We start from the raw sequence: 18,744 nt of genomic DNA on the forward strand, positions 1-18,744 counted from the left end.
TGCGCGCGTCGCCAGCCGGCTTCCAACTATCCAGCTCGGCGCGTGACATACTTCACCGCATCGATGATCGCCTCGGGCCTGTCGAGGATCATCATGTGCCCTGATCCTTCTACCACCCGAGCCTCGCCCCTCGTGGACCGCGCGGCGATTTCGGCGTGCAGTTCGGCCCAGCGCCGTCGTATCACCGACCGCCCTGGCTCCGGGGCCGTGGCGTAGGCGTCGCCGGCGGTCAGGACGATGATCGGCAGGTCTCCATAGGATTGCGGACCTCGGCTGATCTGGTCCGAGGTGCGGGTCCAGAGGTTGTCCAGTTCGGAGATCTGGGCGCGCCAGGTGGAGGGGCGCTGGGCTTCGGCCAGGCGGGCGGCCTGGACGACCGGCGGCCGGTCGGGATTGGGGGCGGGCGTGCAGCGGGTCAGCGCCGGGTCGGTGGAGGGCAGGGCGCGCTGCTCGGCGGCGGTCAGGCATCGCTCAAGCCGCGCGCGGATGGGCGAGAGGTCTGCGGCCCCAGGGCCCAGCAGGTCGGCGAAGCGGCGGTCCTGATGCTCCACGGAGGTTTCCACCAGCACCATGCCGACCACTTCCCGCGGGCGGCGGTTGGCGAAGAGGCGGACATAGAGCCCGCCCGCGGAGTGTCCGACCAGGATGAAAGGGCCGTTGATCCGGGCGGCGCGCAAGGCGCGGTCGAGGTCGCGGGCGATGGCGGCGCCGTCACGCGGCGTGGGGCCGGGATCGCTGAAGCCGTAGCCGGCGCGGTCGTAGGCGCAGACCCTGTGGGTTTTGGCGAGCTCGGGCTGGACGCGGCTCCAGGCCAAGGAGGTCGCGCCGTGGCCGCTCTCCAGGATGACCGTAGGGGCGCCGACGCCCGAGCAGCGGAGATTGATCCGGCGGCCGTCGGGCAGGCGCGCGAGCAGGCCCGGATATGCCGAAGCCTCCGCCGCCGGCGGGGCGGGCGGCTGGGCCTCGATCGGGGTCGGGCGACAGGCGGCGAGGGCCAGCAGCGCGGCGGCGAACGCCGCCGGCCGCCACCTTCCTCGCGCGTGCGGGCCGAGGATCACCCCTCCGCGGCGGCCCGCGGCGTCGGGGCCGGCTTGGCGGCGGTCTTGGCCTCGAAGAACCGGGACTGGGCCGAGAGCAGGGTCAGGTAGGAGGGAACGCTCTCCTCCATGAACCGGTAGCAGGGCCCGAACTCGTCCTCGTCGGCCTCGATCAGCAGGCCGGAGTCGGCCAGATGCTCGACCAGCGCCTTGCAGCGGGCGACGTCCTCGCCCTGGCAGAGGGCGGAGATGTCGTCGAGGTTGAACTGGCCGCCGGCCGCCTGCGCGGCTCCGGCAAGGATGCCGAGGAAGCGCTGGGACTGGTCGTTGACGCTGTTGGCGATCTGGACCTGGGACTTTTTGGAGATCCGGCCCCGCAGTTCGCCGAGCGCCTCGGCGATGGCGGCCGAGACGTCCTCCACCGTCACCGTCACACGGCCGTCGTCCAGAGCGATGAGGCCGGCATGGTGGCTGAGCAGGCTGGCGAGATAGGGCAGGCCGTTGGCCACCGAGACCACGAACCGGGCCGCCGCGTCGTCGAAGGCAAGCCCGCAGCTTTCCGCGCCATTGTTGACCAGGTGGCGCACCTCGGCGGCCATCATGATCGGAACCTGGAGGGCGAAGACGTTCCGCTGGATCGAGGGGATGTGCTCGACCAGCTCGGCGAGATTGGCCGCGACGCCCGCGATCACCAGCTGCACGCGCACCGAGCGGTCCGACAGGTTCTTCAGGAGTTCGGCGATGCTGCGCCGGAAGGCGGCGGATTCGCAGCGGTCGAACTCATCCAGCACCACCAGCACGCGGGTGCCGGTGATCTTGGCCAGCATGTTGGAGGCCACCCGCACGGAAACGGGCTCGGAGGGCAGCAGGTCGGCCATGGTCGCCCCGCGCTCGGAGTCCGCGTGGGTCGGCCCATAGTCGGCGTGGTAGAGCAGCGGGATGGCGCCGGCGACCGTGCGGAACATCTCGTCGAAGTTCGAGCCGGCCCCGCAGGAGACATAGACCACGAGATAGCGCGCCTCGCGCGCGGCCTGGGTCAGCACGTGCAGCAGCGAGGTCTTGCCGATGCCGCGCTCGCCGTAGAGCACGGTGTGCAGGCGCTGGTCCTCGATGGCGCGGATCAGGGTGGTCAGCACCTCCGTCCGGCCGGCGAACATCCGGCGGTCGGTGATCGGCTGGGACGGCGTATAGGCGCTGCGCAGCCGCATCCGCACCGTCGCGAACCGGTCGGCCTGCCGCGGGTCCAGTTGGTCGCCGGCCGTGAACTGGAACCGGGGGAAGGCCGGCTGGGCCGGGCGCCGCTTGGTCGAGCCCGCAGTCTCCCGCGGCGGCGGCTCGGCCGCAGGCGGCGTGATGTTCAGGCCCGCGCCGGAGGGTTTGAGGCCCCGCTGTGCGCCGAACCGCGGCTTAAGCTTGTCGATCCAGCTCACGAGATCCTCGGATGGTCTGCTTCGCAAGAATACGAAGGGCTAAGGTCATGGCGAAAAGTCGTCGCTCCCCGCCATAACCTCGGCAATGGAATGCTTTTGAGCATAACAGAGTTCAATCGGCGTTAATTCCGCGATCTTGCATCAGGCCTTCACCAGCATGGCCGGCGCCAGGCCGCGGCGGGCGAAAGCGTTCCGGGTATCGACGATCAGGCGCGCGTGGTCGGCGAGCAGGCCATAGTCCACGGCGTCGTGGTCGGTGGAGATCAGCACGGCGTCGTAGGCCTGCACCGCGCCGGCGTCGAGCGCGACCGAGCGCCGGCCGGCCAGGGCCGCATGCTCGCGCGTCTCGGGGATCTCGGCGATGTGGGGGTCGTGGAAGTCGCAGGCCGCGCCGCGCTGTTCGATCAGCTCCATCAGCACGAGGGAGGGGCTTTCACGCGTGTCGTCCACGTTTTTCTTGTAGGCCGCGCCGATCAGCAGCACACGCGCGCCCTTCAGGCCCTTGGAGGTGGCCTGGTTCAGGGCCTCGGCCAGGCGGTCGACGACGATCCTGGGCATGCCTGTATTGATCTGGCCGGCCAGCTCGATGAAGCGCGTCTCCATGTCGTACTCGCGCGCCTTCCAGGTGAGATAGAAGGGGTCGATGGGAATGCAGTGGCCGCCGAGGCCTGGCCCGGGATAGAAGGGCAGATAGCCGAAGGGCTTGGTGGCGGCCGCATCGATCACCTCCCACACATCCACGCCCATAGCGTCGTAGACGAGCTTCAGTTCGTTCACGAGGGCGATGTTGATCGAGCGGAAGATGTTCTCGGTCAGCTTCGTCGCTTCCGCTGCGGCCGCGCTAGATACGGCCACGACCTTGGAGATCATCTGCTCGTAGAGCTTGACGGCGAGATCCCGGGAGTGCGGGTCATCGGCCCCCACGACCTTCGGGATGGTCTTGGTGGTGAAGTTGGCGTTGCCCGGATCCTCGCGCTCCGGCGAGAAGGCGAGGAAGATGTCGGCGCCGACCTTCAGCCCGGTGCGCTCCAGCACGGGCTGCACGATCTCGCGCGTGGTGCCGGGCCAAGTGGTGGATTCCAGGACGACGAGCTGGCCCGGGCGCAGCGTCTTGCCGATGGCTTCGGCCGTGGCGGCGACGTAGCTCAGGTCCGGATCGCGGTTCTTGGTGATCGGCGTCGGCACGCAGATCAGGATCACGTCGGGCTCGGAGAGGCGCGCGAAGTCGTCTGTGGCCTCGAGCCCGCCGTCCTTCAGGGCGGCCTGCATCACCTCGGCGCCGATATAGCTGATCACCTGCTCGCCGGCGTTGATCGAAGCCACGCGCGCGGGATTGATGTCGAAGCCTAGGACCCGGAACCCGGCCTCACGCCCGGCCAGCGCTAGCGGCAGGCCCACATAGCCGAGCCCGACGATGCCGATCAGGGCCTGGCGCCCGGCCAGGCGGGCGAGGAGGCCATCGAAGTGCGACGCGTCCTGGGACACAGACAATCCTTTCACTGGGGAGCCTTTGTTACTGAGGAACCTGAGGCTCGAAATCAACGGCGGGCGGCGCGGCGACCGGCGGGTCGGCGCCTGTAGGCGAGCGGTCGCTCGGAAAGGCTCAATGTTCCTGGCTGAACGGCTTCAGGATATGGAAGATGTAGGCCACCACGGCGAGCATGATGATGCCGGCCAGCAGCCCAAGGCCCTGGTTGCCGACATAGTTGGCGAGCGCGCAGCCGATCGCGGGCGGGAGATAGTGGATGATCCGGTCGCGCGGCTCTCCAGGCGCCATCGACCTGTGCAGAAAGAGGACGACCAGGCCGGCGAAGATCGCCATCGACGCCCAGTCATAGATCGTGCTCACTTCGAGTTCCCTCCGGAAACCGTCCCATTCTAAGCCGTTCGACTCGTTTGGCGCTAGTCGAACGGGCGTCGCTGCGAAAAATTGCAAAGCCTGGGCCAACGCCCATGGGGTGTTCAGCTCTGCGCAATCTCCTGCGGATAGAGGCTGTCGCGCGGAGGGGCGTATCAAGGGGGCGGATCGCTGGTGGAGCCGCGCAGCGTTCCGTGGGAAGGGAGCCAATGAATCCAGCGCCGAAGGTCAGCGTCATCGTTCCCCATTACAACGACCTCGCAGGCCTGGAGATTTGCCTGCAGACGCTCGAGCGCCAGACGCTGCCGCGGGATCAGTTTGAGATCGTCGTCGCCGACAACGCCTCGCCTCAAGGGGAAGCCGCGGTGGCCGGCGTGATCGCTGGACGTGCGAGGCTGGTGATCGTGCGCGAGAAGGGGGCGGGGCCGGCGCGAAACGGCGGCGTGGCCGCCTCTCGCGGGGAGATGCTGGCCTTCATAGACTCCGATTGCCAGGCCGAACCGGAGTGGCTGGAACAGGGCCTCGCCGCCCTGGCCGACTACGACTTTATCGGCGGGCGAGTGAAGGTGCTCGTCGACGATCCTGCGCGCATGACTGGGGCGGAGGCCTTCGAGCGGGTCTTCGCCTTCGACTTCAAGACCTACATCACCAAGAAGGGGTTCACCGGATCGGGAAACCTCTTCTGCCCGAGAAGCCTCTTCGAGGAGGTGGGCGGCTTCCGCACCGGCCTCTCGGAGGATCTGGAGTGGTCCCACCGGGCGCGGGCCGCCGGCTATCGCCTTGGCTATGCGCCTCTCGCCGTGGTCGGGCATCCGGCCCGCAGAAGCTGGGAAGAGCTGCGCGCCAAGTGGCGCCGGGTGAACGCCGAGACCTGGGGATTGTCGGCGGGACGGTCGGGACGGCGCCTGAGATGGCTCCTCCGCAATCTGGCCCTCCCGGCCTCGGCGGTCGTCCACAGCCCGAAGGTCCTTGCGAGCCGGGAGCTCCACACCTTCGGACAGAGGCTCAGGGCCTTGGGAACGCTCTACCGGCTGAGGTTCTGGCGCCTCGCCGATTCCCTTCGCATCCTGGTCCGGGAGCCGTAAGCCTTGCACGTCGCCGTCGCCATCGTGGCGTTCCGCAATGCGGAGGACGTCCTGGGGTGCCTGGCGGCGCTCGCCCGCTCGACCTATCGCGACTTCGAAGTGATCGTGGTCGAGAATGGCGGGCCGGAGGCATTCACGGCGCTTTCAAAGGTGCTGCCCGCGGAACTCGCCGGCGGCCAGACTGTCCGCGCGGTCGAGGCGCCCAGCAATCTCGGCTACGCCGGCGGCGTCAATCTGTGCATCGAGGAGACGCCGAAGGCGGACGCCTGGTGGGTCCTCAACCCGGACACCGAGCCGTACGCCGATGCGCTCGAGCTACAGGTCGCGCGGTTGGCGGCGGGCGACTGCGACGCCGTCGGCTGCACGATCCACCTGCCTGACGGCCGCGTTCAATCGCACGGGGGGCGCTGGAACGGCTGGCTGGCCCGGGCGGTGTCGATGGGGCACGGATCCGCGCTGGAGCCGGCCCCCGATCCATCCGCGGTCGAACGGCTGCAGAACTATCTCAACGGCGCCTCGATGCTGGTCGGCCGCCGGTTCGTGGAAGCCGCTGGCCCCATGCGGGAGGATTATTTCCTCTATTGCGAGGAGGTGGAGTGGTGCCTGCGGGCCCGGACGAAGGGGATGCGGCTGGGCTACGCGCCCGGCGCGCGCATTCTCCACCACCAGGGGACGAGCACGGGCAACGCCGTCGACATTCGCGCCAAGGGCCGGATGCCGGTCTATCTGAATGAGCGGAACAGACTGAACCTGACCCGGGATCGCTTTCCGATGCGGATGCCCGTGGTGGCCCTCGCATGCCTGGCGACGACGCTCGTCCGGTACGGCCGGCGACGCGCGTGGCGACAGGCGGCCTACGCTCTCGCAGGCTGGTGGGCAGGGGTGCGAAACCTCCGCGGTCATCCGCCGCCGTCAGCGGACGGCGCCGGCGAAGGGGCCTCATGACCGGCAGGGCCCTCGTCTAGGGGGTCGCGAGAACTCGCCTCGAGGCGGGTGCAAGCGCCGTGCTCTTCTGAGGCGCAGCCGCATTGGCCTGACCAACTCGCGCTGAAATCGCGACAACCAGTCCCAGCATCATGTAGGCGATCGGGTGATTGTCCTGATTGCTGAAGATCGACTTGATAATCACGAAGTTGATCAAGGATATGATCGCCGGCACCGCATAGGAATTATTGGAGGTATAGGCTTGCGGCTGGCGTAGGGATTTCACACCCTGAAAAATCCCCATGACCCACATCAAGTAGAAGGCCAGGAAGCCGATCAAGCCATACTCAAGTAGGATCAGTATGTAGTACGTATCGATCGTCATGACGCCGGCGCGGTTGTAGACGCCCAGCGTTTCAGCGCCTTGCCCCACGCCGTATCCGAAGGGGTTCTTGAGGAATTTCGAGAAGCCGAGCTCATACTGCATCATGCGGCCCTCATTGCTCGGCTGGTGCGCCGCATTTCCCCAGACCATGTTTCTGAGTCGGCCGACAAAGAAGCTCGCGACGATGAAGCCGCAGAACATGAGCGGGTAGGAAAGGACAACCGCCGGGCCGAACAGGCTCCGACGATCCTTCCACCAGTTCGTCGCGCCCCAGAAAAGCAGCGAGAACAGAATGGAGAGGAAGAAGCCCACCATGCCAAGGCGGGACTGCGAATAGGTGAGAATGTTGAACAGGAACAAGAGTGAGATGGCGCAGGCGGCCTTTATGAAGATATTCCTCTTGTAGATTAAGATATGGATGAAGAACGGCGTCGACATGGCGATCATTTCGGCCATGCCAAGGCTGGTGGTCGCCGTGCTCTGAACGCGGTGAATGCCGATGGCGGCCCGAGCGGTGCCCGCCAGAATACGCTGGACGGCCTCGTCCTCGATTTTCAGGAACGAGGGAATGTGTCCCGCCCAAGGGATATATCCGATCCGGTGCTCCCATAGGCCGAGAAGACCGATGAAGACCGTGCAAATGCAGAGTAAGATCGCCCAGCGTTCGGCCCGCCCTTCCTTGCTGAACACATAGCAGGAGGCGAAGAAGATCGTTGTCCAGGTGATCTGGTAGACGATGAACTTGTTTACAGAAACCGGGATGCTTTTCGATAATCCTATCGAAAGGAGCTGTATGACGACAAAGACGCAAAGAAGCTTCCAAACCCAAGGAGCGGATCTCAACACCTCGCCCATCTCGCTCCGAAATCTCGGAGATGTTGATGCGCACAAGAACATGACCGCAAGAAGCGGGAAGCCGGTCAGCCGGATCATCGTGATCCACGGCAGTCCGGGTAATGAGAGTGCGAGATAGTTCGGCCAGATTATGAGCGATATGAAGAACGTGAAAAAGAAGATCTCGATAAGGTAAGTCGGCGCCTTGTCTGTATCAGGCAACGCCCAGATGGCCATGACGGCGAGCGCTACGACCGGAGTGGCGAACAATGCGATGAGATAAGGCGCGAACAGGGCGAAGAAAAAGCCATAGACAAAGCAGAAGGCGATCGCCGCGATCGCGGCTGAAAGAACTATGGCGTGCCTGGAAAGCCCGGTTCTCTCGTGCCTGTATTGTGGCAGAGCGGCTGTCGGGCGACGCGCCGTGAGGGCCGCGCCCCATTTTACAAGCAGCCGCCATCCCGCCGCAGGCAGTTGAGACGTGATCTTGCCGTTCTTGAAGAGTTCTGACGCTCGCACTGTTACTTGCCCGGAGATGTGCGCCGACGGCGGCCGATGGCGTTATGCAAGATTGCCGCCGCCAAGCGAAGCGTAGGCGCCTCCTGGCGTCCGATCCAGCCCAGGAAAACTGCGAGCGCAACCGCCGCCGCCCACCAGGCGCCGGAAAGCGCGGGCAAAACACCCCAGAGCCAGGCGAGGACGGCGACGCCGACAAATGCGGCGATGCGGGTCGCGTCGGAGAGGGCTGGGCCGGCGCAGGCTCGGCGCAGCATCACAAGGGCGACGATGGTCGCGGCCACTTCCCCTACTACGAGCGCGACGAGAACGCCCTCCAGACTCTTGGTCTGTATCGCCACCACGAATGCGACGGGAAGCGAAGCGGCGCGGACAGCGTTGTTGGTCAGCACGATCCCGCTCCGGCCAAGTGCGAGGGCGGCGGTTGTAGGCCATTGGCGGAGCATGCGACCTGCTTGCAGTGCGGCGATCAAAGCGAAGACTGCAGTCGGCAGTCGAAAGTCCGCCCCGTAGAGGAGTTCGACGGCATAGGGCCCTACTAAGGTGTATCCGGTCATGATGGCCGCGGCAAACGCTAGGCAGGCTCCGCCCAGCAAGCCTTCTTCCGCCCCAAGGCGCGCGCTGTCGGCCTTTGCGCCCGCCAGTTTCGGGAGCTGGGTGGCGCTGAGATATCTCATCACCAGGCTCGTCGGATAGAGCGCCAGCAACATGACCGCCGCGTAGCGGCCCAGGTCGGCCGGTCCCAGCGTGGTGGCCATCACCAGGCGATCCCCCTGGCCCGCCAGGAACAGGAGCATGCCGTTCGCGATCAGCGGGGCCGAGAAGCGTGCGAGGCGCGGCCAGTGGGCCTTGGAAAACCCGATCTCGTAGCGGCGTTCGCGGGTCAGGTGCGACGTGATCGTCATCACCAGCGACCGCGCTATGAGACCGAACGCGACGGCGATGAAGCTCTTCAAGAACCAGGCGGCGACCCCCATCACGACGAACGCCGCCAGTTCCGATGTGATGATCCCAAGACCTTCGGCGCGGAAGTCGCGGCGCCGCTGCTGGCGCCGCATGTCGAGGTGCAGAAATCCGAGAAGGAAGGGCGACAGGGCGAGGCAGAGCGTCGCCCAGCCAAGGGTCGGATTCGAGTAGTGCAGTGAGATCGGATAGGCCACCGCCGCGAGCCCTAACGCGGTGATCGAGCCCCGTCCTACGGCGACCAGCTGGGCGAGGCGCTGCACCTCCGGTTCGTCACCCTGGGAATCCTGGATCACGAAGCGGTCGGCGCCGGCGTCGCTGCTCGCGGCGAACAGTTGGGCGGTCAGGATAAGGATCGCCGCAAAGCCCAGTTGTTCCGGCCCCAGGATTCGGGCCAGCAGCACGTAGCGCGCCAAGGCGCAGATTTGAGCCAGGGCCGAACCGAGAAGGAAAAGCTTGGCGCCCTTCTGTCTCCCCGTGGGTGGAGGATCGGGCGGGGTGGCGGTCAAGGTCTTCGCAGTCCTTCTCGGGCGCCGCGGATACTGAAGATGGCGGCGTGTATCTGGGGCGTCTGGGTGGCGCAAGCGCCTTCCAAGCGTTCAGAACAGCCGGGGTCCATCGCTATCGATCAGCGCCAGGTGGGTTCCGCTCATAAGGACATCCAGGCCGCCCGCGGCTTCGATCATTTCTTTGGAGAAGCCGATGTTGCGCCGCTTGGGGATCGCAAGGCAGCCCGCACGCTGGAATGCTGAGATCCATCGAGGATGAAGGAAGCAAGCTCCGATGAGATCGACGCCACGCGCTTGGAGGCGACGGACCGCGGCGGCGGCGACGGTCGCTTCAAAGCCGGGAATCGCCAGGGCATCTATCACCGAACCGGCTCTGAGGTCGCCGAAGAGCGGATCTCCCTCGAGCGTGCGGTCGCGCAGCGCCGCCCATCCGACCACGCGGCCGTCCACACGAACCTCCAGGGGAATTGCGTCGGGCCACTGGCCGGGCGGCATCACGCGGTTCAGGGTGTGGGCGTCCCGAACCGCGATCAAGGCGTAGGCGGAGCGCGCCTTCTCCCACACCTCGTCGGCCCACGGGCCGAACTCGCGATGCTCCGCCGCCGTGAACGGGTGAACCTTGGCTGGCCTCAGGGCTGCGCCAGCCTGAGCTAAAGCAATGGCTGCCTGCCCAACGCCCAGGGCCGTGGCGATACTTACGAAAGGTCGCAGTGCGCGTCGTTGATGAGCCACGGGTGCGCGCCGGAGAAACCGCCCCTTACGCACGATGCGGAGAAGCATCGGGGAGTCGCCGACCGACGGCGCTGCGATCGAATTCGCTCCCCAGCTGATCTGCATCGGATAACGCGCCGTGGCGTCACTCACCATGATCTTGCCGAGGCCCCGCAGATCCTTCCGGACCGCGCTCTCAGCGACGGGACCCTGCAGCCATCCCAGCTGTATCTGGCGCCCGTTGAGCAGGAACTGCTCGTGTTTCAAGGCGAACCCGCCGCGGACGACGCCGGTTTCCTCTTCGAGAAGGGCGAAGTACTCGCGCCATACCGAAGCGCCCGGCTCGGGGGGGAGCCACAGCGGAACGCCGGTGTCGTAGAACCGCCATCGCCCGCCCCCCCTCTCTATCCGCAGATTGAGCTCACGTATCGCTGGGAGAACGTCCTCGGTGGTGGGTACGATCTTGAACGCCATGTCCAACCTGTGCGTCGAGCCTCGGGGAGGGAGCGGATGGGACGCTCCGATGAACGGCGTCGATCCCATGCATGATCGGCACCGGAAGCCCAAGGGCTCCGCAAGCCGCTCCCACATTTCCTGACGCCGATCCAGCCTTCGTGCGGGATCATCCCTGCGGCGCTTTCGGTGCGCAAGGCTCGGAATAGAGCGGCTCGGTGGACGCCGGGCGATCCCGGAAATCGCGCGCGCCTTTTTCTCTTCGACGACGCGTAGGAGCGCGAAGCCCCGCGGAGCGTAACGGCGAATTGCGGCGGCGCGACATCCACTACAAGTGGCAACCGATTATGGTTAAGCTTGGTAATAATTTGGAAGTGCGACGTATTGCGCGATTGTCGCCAAGTAAATCTACGATTAATCAGTGGTAGTATTAAACAATTAACCACACCCCTTAAGTGCGACTTAGTTCGGCTGGGGTAAAAACTCCAACATGTGAAGGGGTGGGTTCGAGGAGGCGTTCGTCTTCTCTCCCATGGGCGTCGGAGGTATCTAACGTGTCCACGATCTTTGCCGACAGCGCGGCCGGTCTGGCGTCTGCGCTGAAACTCGCCAAGCCGGGCGATGTCATCGCCCTGGCGCCTGGCGACTATGGCGCCCTGGTGCTGAAGACCGGCGCCTTCGGCGGCGTGACCATCACCTCGATGGATCCCTCGACCCCGGCCACGATCAGCGGGCTCAATCTCACCAACGTGAGCGGGTTGCGCTTCGATACGCTGGAGTTCTCGAGCGAGGCGGGTACGGACCTCTATCCCTTTCGTCTGACGCGCACGTCGGACATCAGTTTCAACAAGCTCGACGTCCACGGGTCCAAGAATGGCAATCCGGCGGACGACAAGCTGGGCTTCCTGATCCGGGAAAGCGACGGGATCACGATCAAGAACAGCGAGTTCTACGAGCAACAGCACGGGATCAATCACCTCGACAGCAACAACCTGGTCTTCGAGGGGAACTACTTCCACGATCTGCAGACTGACGGCATCCGCGGCGGCGGGTCGTCCAATGTCTATATCCTGAACAACAAGTTCACCGACTTCTATCCCGCGGCGGGAGACCACCCGGACGCGATCCAGTTCTGGACGACGAACGTGACCGTTTCGGTCACCAACATCGTGGTGTCCGGCAATGTGATCGAGCGAGGGAACGGCGCGTACATGCAGGGCATCTTCCTGCGCGACGCGACCGGGGCTCTGCCGTTCCGCAATGTGACCATCGAGAACAACGTCCTGGTCGGGACGATGTACAACGGCATCATGATCCAGGGCGGCCAGAACGTCTCGATCGTGAACAACAGCCTCACGTCCTTTACGGACATGAAGACCTGGATCCGTCTGGAAGAAGTCGACGGCGCCGTCGTTCAGTCGAACGCCGCCCTGACCTACCTCTATAAGGACGTGACGAACCTCATTGAGAGCTCGAACGTCCTGAACCTGGCCGTCGCGCCCGGCACGGTCGTGACGCAGCCGATCGCCTCGGAACCCGCGACTGCGCCTGCGCCCGCGCCCGAACCCGAACCCGTTCCCGCGCCGGCGCCGGCGCCTGAACCAGTCCCCGCGCCCGAACCGGCCCCCGCGCCCGAACCGGCCCCCGCGCCGGCTCCGCCGCCGGTGACGGCCACGATCTATTCCGGCGCCACCTACACCCTGAGCACCAATGAGGCGAACCTGGAGTTGACCGGCAGCAAGCCGATCAACGGCTTCGGCAACGCCCTGGACAATGTCCTGACGGGCAATTCGGCCGCCAACCAGCTCTCCGGCGGCGACGGGAACGACACCATCGCCGGCGGCGACGGCCACGACTTCGTCCGCGGCGATGCGGGCGACGACATGCTGCAGGGCAACGCCGGGAACGACACCGTCTACGCCGGCGCCGGCGCCGACACCGCGCTGGGCGGCAAGGGTCACGACAACATCTTCGGCGAGGATGGCGATGACCTGCTCTACGGCGACGAGGGCGACGATCGCATCGCCGGCAATATCGGCAATGACACCATCCATGGCGGCGCCGGCAAGGACATCCTCATGGGCGGCCAGGGCGACGACGTGCTGTACGGCGGCGACGGCGCCGACTACCTGAGCGGCGACCTGGGCAATGACGTGCTCTGGGGCGGCGCCGGGGCCGACACCTTCAACATGCAGAACGGCTTCGGCGTGAACCGGGTGATGGATTTCTCCCAGAAGGAGGGCGACAAGATCCTCCTGACCGGCGTGAAGTCCTACACCGTCAGCCAGGTCGGCGCCGACACGGTGGTCAACCTGGGCGGCGGCGACCAGATGGTCCTGGTGGGTGTGGACATGTCCGCCCTGAAGGCCGGCTGGATCGTCGCCGGCTGAGGCGGGGCGCGGCCTCGCGCCCTTGAGGCGCTCGCCATTCGGCTTCGGACGTTGTCCGGATCCGGGCTCCGGGTATATGGGGTGGCGCCTTCCGCGCCGCTAAGTCCCTGGAGCCATGGCGAACGCCCTCTTTCCGCGAGCACATCGATGAACTCCGGCGTGTACTTCGTTCGCGACGACGACATCGGAGACTTGACCGACGCGCTGGTATTTTTCGTCGAGCTGTTCGTCTCCCGAAGAATACCGGTCAGCTACCAGATCATACCGGCCCGCCTCACGGAGGAATGCGCCGAGTATCTTCTCGGCGTGCAGCGGGCGCATCCGGACCTGATCGAATTCGGTCAGCATGGGCTGCGCCACTGTCTCGAGCTGCCCGGCGGCCGGATGGTCAAGCGGGAGTTCGGGCCGGAGCGGAGCGCGCAGCAGCAGTTCGAGGACATCCTGGAGGGGAAGCGTCTTCTGGACGAGCGTCTGAAGGGCGCGCCGGTGAAGGTGTTCACGCCGCCGCAGCATAAGTACAACCGCGACACGGTCGCCGCCGCCGCGAAGGCCGGTCACCGCGTCTTTTCCGCCGCCGACTATGCCACCGGCATCCATCAGTTCGTCTATTCGATGGGGCGAAGCGTGGGGCTCAGCAGCATCCAGGGGCGGGGCATTTCCTACAATGGCGCGGTCCGGCCGGAGGCCGAGATTTTCGAGAGGTCGATCTCGATCGCCGTCGACAACGGCAGATCCATCTCGATCAAGCCGGACGATCTCGAGGCCAAGGTGCGACGCGCCCGGCGCAAGAACGACGCCGTCGGCTTCATGCTCCATCACGCCTGCTACGACAAGGAGCGCGGCGCGCTGACCAAGATCGCCGACCGCATGGCCGGCTTGGGCGCGCAGGACTTCGTGAAGCTGGGGGACCTGGCGCCCGCCTGATCGCGCCGGGACGCTGCGACCCGGCCCTACCGGCGCCGTCTCGGCGTCTGTCTCGAGATCAGCGCCTCCAGGTAGGCGATCAGCTCCTTCGGATCGCTCGTGGCCGATACCGGCTCGCGCGCCCGCGCCGTCTTCAGTGCGGCGGAGAGCTCATCCTTCGTGTTGGCCACCCCGATCAGGCCGCGTTCGGCGAACGCCTTGGTGATCTCGGCCTGATGGTCGTCATAGACCTCGCCGTGGGCGAAGAGGCGAGGGACCGCAACGATGCGGCATCCCTGACGGAGTGCGGTGATCAGCGAACCCGTCCCGCCGTGGCACACCACGATGTCGGCGTCGCGGAGCAGGGCCTGGATTTCCTCGAAGCCGAGGGTTTCGTGGGTCTCGATCCCCTCGGGCGCGGCGCCTCCGGCGCCGGTCTGGATCACCACCCGCTCGGGAATTTCGCCCGCCGCCTTCAGTTCGGCCACCATCTCCACCAGGCGATCGAACGGCAGGATCGCTCCGACGGTGGCGAAGAGAAGCGACTGTTTCGGGGGGCGCGGCGTATCGAGCAGCCGCAGCGGGTCGAAGACCGAGGCGTCGGGCCAGACCCCTGCCAGCGCGGCCGACTGGACGACCTTGTGATGGGCGAGGGGCGCGGCCATGCGCCCGAAGACGGATGGGCGGTGGAACCTCGCGAAGGATTCGATGGTCACCACCCGCGCGCCCGTCAGGCGCGCCCAAACCACGGAGAAGAAGACGGCGCCGGCGCCGGTCGTGATCACGATGTCCGGCCGTTCCGACAGCATCACCCTGCCGGTCTGGACAAAATTGCGGACGGCGGCGCCCAGCATTTTCAGGGGCGAGCCCAGGCGGGCCTGGCCGAGCGCCAGATGGGCGACGAAGTGGGCCCGATGCTTTTCGCCAATGCTGCGGCCAAGAGCGGTGTCTTCGGTGATGAAGAAGTGGTCGTGCGGCGCCCAGGCCGGTTCCAGGTCCAGGAGCTGGCGCACGTGGCCGCCTCCCGAGCCGGCGAGGCAGATGCGCAACCTCGAAGTCGACCCCAGGCTCGCCTCGTCGTGACTGCTCAATGTTCGCTCCGAGAGTTCATGCGCAATCGGCGGCCCTGGTCGGGGGGCGGCGAGCCGGCTCCCGCCTAGCCCGATTTCCGCCTCTTTCACAACTGTTTGGCGGCGACATCGCAGGCCTCTATACTCGCGCTCTAGGTTAGAGCGCGTGCGACTCGACTAAGCGGTGACGATTAATAAAGCGCAGCTTCGTGACCGGTGGTCGCTTGGCGCCGTTTCTGCTCATGTCTGTGTCGGGCGCGAAGGCGCGTTTCAATCCGAGGCGGGGGAACGATGAAATTCGACTATCGGTACGGTCTGGTGCTGGCGGCCTGCCTGGCGCTCGGCGCGTGCAATTCCAAGGGCAAAGAGCCGACCGGCCAGGTGGTGGCCACGGTCGAGGGCCAGGAGATCACCCTGCGCGAGCTGCAGGCCGAGCTGCAGGGCGCGAACCTGCCGACGCCGGAGGCGCGCAAGGCCGCCGAGCAACAGGCCCTGCAGGCGATCGTCAACCGCAAGATCATCGCCGCGGCCGCCAAGGAGCAGAAGCTGGACAAGACGCCCGACTTCGCCCTGCAGGAGCAGCGGGCGATGGAGGCGCTGCGCGCCAACGCGCTGCAGAAGAAGATCGCCGACTCCGTGCCGGCCCCGACGCCCGACGAGGCGCGGCGCTTCATGGCGGAAAACCCGCACATGTACGCCGAGCGGAAGATCTTCCAGATCGACCAGATTCGTATTCTCCGCCCGCGCAGCGCCGCTGAGTTGAAGGACTTCGAGCCGCTCAAGACCCTCGACGAGGTCGAGGCCATGCTGCGCGCCAAGGGGATCAACTATCAGAAGGGCGTCGACACCCTAGACGCCACGACGATCCCGTCGCAGCTGGTCCAGGCGATCGTCGCCCTGCCGCCGGGCGAGGTGTTCGTGCTGCCGACCGGTCAGGTGGTGCTGATCAACCGCGTGCGCGAGACCCGGGTCGAGCCGTACACCGGCGAGGCGGCGGTCCAGCACGCCATCAACCTCCTGAAGAACCAGCGCACCCAGGAGGCGGTCATGAAGCAGATGGCCGCTCTGGTGAAACAGGCCGAGGGCGAGGTCCGCTACAACAAGGCCTATGCTCCGCCCGCCAAGGGGCCGGCGCCCAAGGCCGCCGATCCGAAGGCGGCCCCGTCCAAGGGCGAACAGCCGCCGGCGCCGAAGGCCTGAGGATCGCGTGACCGAGTTGCGTACAGCCCGGCCGATCCGGGTCGGGCTGCTTTGGCATTCGCCGAACTCCGGGAACCTCGGCGTCGGCGCCTTGACGGTCGCCAATCTGGCCCTGGCGCGCCAGGTCGCGGCGGAACTCGGCCTCGAGCCGCAGTTCACCATCGTCGGGATGCAGGACGCCGACGCCCGCTACGTAACAGAGGGCGAGGCGGGCCTCTTTTCCGTGAACGGTCGCTCCCTGCTTTCGCCGTCCGGCTGCTGGCGGGTGCTGGGCGCCCAGGATTGCATCCTCGACATCGGAGCCGGCGACAGCTTCGCCGACATCTATGGGCCCAAGCGTTTTGGCTTTCTGTGGCTGACCAAGATGATCGCCTATGCCCGCGGCGTGCCGCTGGCGCTCTCGCCCCAGACGATCGGCCCGTTCACGAAGACCCCATACGTTCAGCTCGCTCGCATGGCCCTGGAGCGCGCGCGCGCGGTGGTGGCGCGCGACGAGACCTCGCTCAAGTTTCTCCGGAAGCTGGCGCCGCGGGCCCGGGGCGTGCTCTCCGTCGATGTCGCCTTCGCCATGCCCTACGAGGACCGTAGCTCCGAGCGAGGAGCGGCGGGCAAGCTCAGGGTCGGCGTCAATGTCTCCGGCCTGCTGTTGGGCGAGGCCCACTCCGGCCGCAACCGTTTCGGCCTGGAGGCCGACTACGGCGAGCTGATGCGGCGCTTCATCGGCGGACTATCCGGGCGCTCCGACATCGAGATCCACCTTCTGACCCACGCCAACGGCAAAGCCAGCGGCGCCGACGACGACGGCTGGGCGGCCGATGAGCTGGCGCGGGAATTCCCTCGTGCGATCCGGGTGCCGGACTTCGAAAGCCCTCAGGCGGCCAAGTCGTACATCTCGAGCCTCGACTTCCTGACGGCCGGGCGGATGCACGCCTGCATCGCCGCCTATTCGGCGGGAACGCCAGTGGTTCCTGTGGCTTACAGCCGGAAGTTCGCAGGCCTCTTCGGCATGCTCGACTATGCCTGGATGGTGCCGGTGACCGGTATGTCCACAGACCGGGCCCTGGCGTTCCTGAACGAGGCCCTGGAGCGCCGGGCCGAGCTCGCCGTCGCCGCGACCCAGGGAATGAGCCGCGTGGACGGCCTGCTCGAGGCCTATCGCCGGGAACTTCGCACGCTCTTCGCGGAGGCCGCGCCGTGAATGGGCCTGAGTCCCCGACTGTCGCGCGGGTCCTGCGCGGCCAGCTCTGCACCGGCTGCGGCCTCTGCGCTTCGCTCTCGGGCGGTGAGATCGAGATGACCACCGTCGCCCCGGGCTATGCGCGCCCCAGCCGACCCGGTCCGCTCTCGCCGGCGGCCGAACGGATGGTGGCCGAGGCCTGCCCGGGATCCAGGGTCGAACCCTGGACCGGCAAGGCTCCGAACCTGCATCCCTACTGGGGTCCCTGGAGGCGCGTCGCCACCGGCCATTCGACCGACGAGGCGCTGCGTCACCGGGCGTCCTCGGGCGGGGCGGTCACGGCCCTGGCTCTTCACGCCCTGCGCAGCGGGCTTGTGGACCGCGTGGTTCACGTGGCGGCCGATCCGCAGCGCCCGACCCGCAATATCGTCGTCTGCTCGACGTCCGAGGCCGAAGTGATCGCCGGCGCCGGATCGCGCTACGCCGCCTCCTCGCCGCTGGCCGAGATTAATGGAATCCTGTCCGACGGGGGCCGGTTCGCCTTCATCGGCAAGCCTTGCGACGTTTCGGCCTTGCGCCGGCTCGGCCGCGTCGACCCCCGGGTCGAAGCTCACGTGCCGCTGATGCTGTCCTTCTTCTGCGCCGGGGTGCCGAGTCACAACGGCGCAGACCGGGTTCTGGCGGCCATGGGCTGCGCGCCGCAGGAGGTTGTCGCGTTCCGGTATCGGGGGGAGGGGTGGCCCGGTTTCGCGACCGCCACCCTGCGCGACGGGCGTCAGGCGCAGATGAGCTATGCCGACAGCTGGGGCGGGCACCTCTCCAAGGAGGTGCAGTTCCGCTGCAAGATCTGCCCCGACGCGGTCGGCGGCGTCGCCGACATCGCCTGCGCCGACGCCTGGTACGGCGATGAAGCCGGCTATCCGAGTTTCGAGGAGCAGGCCGGCCGCAGCCTCATCGTCGCCCGCACGGCGCGAGGGGAAGCCCACCTGGAAGCGGCCGTTTCGGCGGGCGCCCTGGCCGTCGAGCCGCTGCCGGTCGACGAGATCGACGCCATGCAGCCATCCCAGGCCCGTCGCAAACGTCTGATCCAGGCGCGCACCGCCGGTGTGAAGGCGATGCTGCAGCCCTGCCCGGAAATGGCGGACCTCTCGGTCGCCGAGGCGGCTCGACGCGCGCAGGGCCGCGAGACCTTGAAGGACTTTCTGGGTACGGTGCGACGGATCTTGCAGGGGCGGCGGTGAAGTCGCCCAAGATGAGACATTCTCTCGCCCGCAAGCAGATGGTTATATCGCGCAGATT

15 protein-coding genes are annotated in these 18,744 nt (G+C 66.6%); 7 read left to right on the plus strand and 8 right to left on the minus strand.

All coding sequences use genetic code 11. The features are described 5' to 3' along the window. Positions 1-26 precede the first annotated feature (26 nt). The 4 genes from ACK41C_RS17625 to ACK41C_RS17640 form a co-directional block, all read right to left on the minus strand. Complete coding sequence (locus ACK41C_RS17625) at positions 27-1,058, minus strand: alpha/beta fold hydrolase (RefSeq protein WP_409656939.1); 1,032 nt, start codon at positions 1,056-1,058, stop codon at positions 27-29. Beyond that, a complete protein-coding gene (locus tag ACK41C_RS17630) occupies positions 1,055-2,467 on the minus strand; it encodes an ATP-binding protein (protein WP_409656942.1) in 1,413 nt (470 codons plus the stop codon). The genes ACK41C_RS17625 and ACK41C_RS17630 overlap by 4 nt, the downstream gene beginning before the upstream one ends. A gap of 141 nt (positions 2,468-2,608) precedes the next feature. Beyond that, complete coding sequence (locus ACK41C_RS17635) at positions 2,609-3,952, minus strand: nucleotide sugar dehydrogenase (RefSeq protein WP_409656945.1); 1,344 nt, start codon at positions 3,950-3,952, stop codon at positions 2,609-2,611. 118 nt (positions 3,953-4,070) lie between these two features. After that, entirely contained in the window at positions 4,071-4,316 is a 246-nt protein-coding gene (locus ACK41C_RS17640; RefSeq protein ID WP_409656948.1) for an XrtV sorting system accessory protein, read from the minus strand. Positions 4,317-4,534: 218 nt separating this feature from the next. On the opposite strand from ACK41C_RS17640, the gene ACK41C_RS17645 reads away from it, so the two are divergent. Continuing rightward, the gene (locus ACK41C_RS17645) at positions 4,535-5,410 is read left to right on the plus strand and encodes a glycosyltransferase (RefSeq protein WP_409656950.1); all 876 of its coding nucleotides are present in this window, start codon (positions 4,535-4,537) and stop codon (positions 5,408-5,410) included. Between the two features lie 3 nt (positions 5,411-5,413). Continuing rightward, positions 5,414-6,355 (plus strand): glycosyltransferase family 2 protein, encoded by a 942-nt coding sequence (locus tag ACK41C_RS17650; RefSeq protein WP_409656953.1) that lies wholly within the window; start codon positions 5,414-5,416, stop codon positions 6,353-6,355. A gap of 16 nt (positions 6,356-6,371) precedes the next feature. Here ACK41C_RS17650 and ACK41C_RS17655 read toward each other — a convergent pair whose 3' ends face one another. The 3 genes from ACK41C_RS17655 to ACK41C_RS17665 all read right to left on the minus strand — a co-directional run bounded on the left by ACK41C_RS17655 (position 6,372) and on the right by ACK41C_RS17665 (position 10,726). Continuing rightward, a complete protein-coding gene (locus ACK41C_RS17655) occupies positions 6,372-8,072 on the minus strand; it encodes an O-antigen ligase family protein (protein ID WP_409656956.1) in 1,701 nt (566 codons plus the stop codon). Positions 8,073-8,074: 2 nt separating this feature from the next. Beyond that, positions 8,075-9,541, minus strand: a complete 1,467-nt coding sequence (locus ACK41C_RS17660; protein WP_409656959.1) for an oligosaccharide flippase family protein — start codon at positions 9,539-9,541, stop codon at positions 8,075-8,077. A 90-nt stretch (positions 9,542-9,631) separates the two neighbouring features. Next, positions 9,632-10,726, minus strand: coding sequence for a hypothetical protein (locus ACK41C_RS17665; protein WP_409656962.1), 1,095 nt, complete (start codon positions 10,724-10,726; stop codon positions 9,632-9,634). 533 nt (positions 10,727-11,259) lie between these two features. Between ACK41C_RS17665 and ACK41C_RS17670 the strand changes: the two genes are divergently transcribed. Continuing rightward, positions 11,260-13,095, plus strand: a complete 1,836-nt coding sequence (locus tag ACK41C_RS17670; RefSeq protein ID WP_409656965.1) for a right-handed parallel beta-helix repeat-containing protein — start codon at positions 11,260-11,262, stop codon at positions 13,093-13,095. 81 nt (positions 13,096-13,176) lie between these two features. Continuing rightward, positions 13,177-14,019, plus strand: a complete 843-nt coding sequence (locus ACK41C_RS17675) for a hypothetical protein (RefSeq protein ID WP_409656968.1) — start codon at positions 13,177-13,179, stop codon at positions 14,017-14,019. Between the two features lie 26 nt (positions 14,020-14,045). Here ACK41C_RS17675 and welK read toward each other — a convergent pair whose 3' ends face one another. Beyond that, positions 14,046-15,089 (minus strand): beta-1,4-glucuronosyltransferase WelK, encoded by a 1,044-nt coding sequence (welK, locus tag ACK41C_RS17680; protein WP_409656971.1) that lies wholly within the window; start codon positions 15,087-15,089, stop codon positions 14,046-14,048. 270 nt (positions 15,090-15,359) lie between these two features. Between welK and ACK41C_RS17685 the strand changes: the two genes are divergently transcribed. Genes ACK41C_RS17685 through ACK41C_RS17695 form a run of 3 tightly spaced genes read left to right on the plus strand, consistent with a single transcriptional unit; the run spans position 15,360 to position 18,686 of the window. Next, on the plus strand, positions 15,360-16,268 hold the full coding sequence (locus ACK41C_RS17685) for an EpsD family peptidyl-prolyl cis-trans isomerase (protein ID WP_409656973.1): 909 nt from the start codon (positions 15,360-15,362) through the stop codon (positions 16,266-16,268). Positions 16,269-16,275: 7 nt separating this feature from the next. After that, entirely contained in the window at positions 16,276-17,466 is a 1,191-nt protein-coding gene (locus tag ACK41C_RS17690; protein WP_409656976.1) for a polysaccharide pyruvyl transferase family protein, read from the plus strand. After that, the gene (locus tag ACK41C_RS17695; protein WP_409656979.1) at positions 17,463-18,686 is read left to right on the plus strand and encodes a Coenzyme F420 hydrogenase/dehydrogenase, beta subunit C-terminal domain; all 1,224 of its coding nucleotides are present in this window, start codon (positions 17,463-17,465) and stop codon (positions 18,684-18,686) included. Before ACK41C_RS17690 ends, ACK41C_RS17695 begins: the two co-directional genes overlap by 4 nt. The last annotated feature ends 58 nt before the right edge of the window (positions 18,687-18,744 follow it).

Origin of the sequence: Phenylobacterium sp., from assembly GCF_046290725.1 — a bacterium.
In the GTDB taxonomy this organism is placed as follows: Bacteria; Pseudomonadota; Alphaproteobacteria; order Caulobacterales; family Caulobacteraceae; genus Phenylobacterium.

What these genes read in the sequence shown, in the direction of transcription:
- ACK41C_RS17685 (WP_409656973.1), top strand. Translation starts at nt 15,360, where the DNA reads ATGAAATTCGACTATCGGTACGGTCTGGTGCTGGCGGCCTGCCTGGCG.
- ACK41C_RS17645 (WP_409656950.1), top strand. Translation starts at nt 4,535, where the DNA reads ATGAATCCAGCGCCGAAGGTCAGCGTCATCGTTCCCCATTACAACGAC.
- ACK41C_RS17665 (WP_409656962.1), bottom strand. Translation starts at nt 10,726, where the DNA reads ATGGCGTTCAAGATCGTACCCACCACCGAGGACGTTCTCCCAGCGATA.